Origin of the sequence: Microbacterium sp. BF1 (assembly GCF_019279095.1) — a bacterium.
Taxonomy (GTDB): Bacteria; Actinomycetota; Actinomycetes; order Actinomycetales; family Microbacteriaceae; genus Microbacterium; species Microbacterium maritypicum.
Window position 1 is genome coordinate 1 of record NZ_JAGYWT010000521.1, and the last position, 1,668, is coordinate 1,668.

Genomic DNA, 1,668 nt, shown 5'->3' on the forward strand with positions numbered 1-1,668 from the left:
ACTCTCCGCAACGCGGATCACATCGTCGCGGAACTCCTTGGGAAACGGCTTGGGCATGATGACATCCTTCCAGGCCAGCCATCTCGGCTAGCCACGCTAGATGTCACCTGTTCCTGCATCAGACCCGAGCGATGCGCGCAGACGAGCTGGAGAACAAGCGACTGCGGATGTTCCGCTTCGCCAACGACCTCCTCCATGCACAGTACGACTCGCTCCCCGACTCCGCAAAGACGCACGAGCTGAGCCTCACCATCGACGCCACCTTCCTCGCGGCCCCGAGCCGCGGGATGTCGAAGGCGCAGAAGGAGAGGCGTCGTGATGACCAGACTTTCCCGTTGGACCCCGATGCCGGCTGGTATTACCGCGAGTACGACCAGCGCGACAGCTGGGACGGCACCGAGACACACGCAAAGAAGGTCGGCTACGGATACGAAGCGGAGCTCGCTGTACTCGTATCCAACGACGCCGAGCATCGCGAGTCGGTCCCGCACATCATCGTCGGCTTCAACTTCCACAAGCCGTCGACGGAGTGGAACTTCCACGCCCGGGAGGTTTTCGACGACATCCTCGCCTGGGGCCACGGTTTCGGATACATCATCGGCGACCAGGCCTACCTTCCAAACGCGAACCCCAACATGCTGCAGAACTCGCTGCGCGAGAACGGCGCGATGCTAAGCATGCGCTATCCCGTGAAGTCGTCGGTCGCGTCCAAGGGTGAGGGCACCAAGCAGGCCGTCGCCCACGGAGCCTTCATGCTCGAAGGGCGATGGATGTGCCCAGCCACCCCGATGACGCATCGCGACATCATGCTCCGCTACAACAAGGCTGTGTCCAACGACAAGAAGAACCCGAAGCTGACGAAGGCCATGCGTGAGGAGCGGGAGCTCAGCCACCGCCAGCGCCGCTACGCACAGCTTCAGGAGCGCGCGAAGTGGGAGCTCGGCCAGAAGGACGTAAAGGCGAACGGAAACCTCGTCATGACGTGCCCCGCGTCCGGCTCCAACCGGCACTTGGACTGCCCCCTCAAGCCGAACGAGCCAGCCCCGAAGGACGGGGTCGACCTGATGACTGTCGAAAACCCTCCCAAGATGCCCGGCGACATCTGCACCAACAAGAACAGCGTCACCTTCGAAGCCGAGCACGGTGCCAAGTACCGCCAGCACCACCGCTACGGCACCCCCGAATGGGATGACATGCACACCTATGGCCGTCAGACCATTGAGTCCTTCAACCGGTCGCTCAAGCGCTCGGACAACACCTTGAAAGAGTCCACGAACCGCCGGCTGCGCGGCGAGCCAAGCCAGGCGTTCCTCACCATCCTGGGTGTCGTGGCCCAGAACGGACGCAACATCTTCAACTGGCTGGAGGAGGAGTACGACGATAACCGGCCCGCCCAGCCGCCGCGCCGACGCCAGAAGCGCACCAACCATCACGCCCCGGTCAAGCGCACGACCACGCGCACGAAGAAGAAGCCGAGCCGCGACCTGTCCGCGGCCCGCCGCGCGCGATACGGCCTGATTCCCGCGTGACGCACGCGCTGCGCTAGCTGTACTGACCCAGATCGTTGTTGACGTAGGAGAAGCCTCCGGTGTCGAGTTGGAGCTGTCTAGTTCTGCAGCTCGATCACACGGAGGCTTCTCGTGTCCCACGCTAATGCCCGGCTGACTC

Annotated in this window: 1 protein-coding gene; it reads left to right on the top strand. The window is 63.2% G+C overall.

Going from position 1 to position 1,668, the window contains the following annotated elements; all coding sequences use genetic code 11:
* Window positions 1–131 precede the first annotated feature (131 nt).
* Window positions 132–1,529, top strand: coding sequence for a hypothetical protein (locus KZA10_RS14370; protein ID WP_218683222.1), 1,398 nt, complete (start codon window positions 132–134; stop codon window positions 1,527–1,529).
* Window positions 1,530–1,668 lie beyond the last annotated feature (139 nt).

Bases quoted from the DNA above. Each gene is read 5' to 3' on its own strand.
- KZA10_RS14370 (WP_218683222.1), top strand. From the start codon at position 132: ATGCGCGCAGACGAGCTGGAGAACAAGCGACTGCGGATGTTCCGCTTC.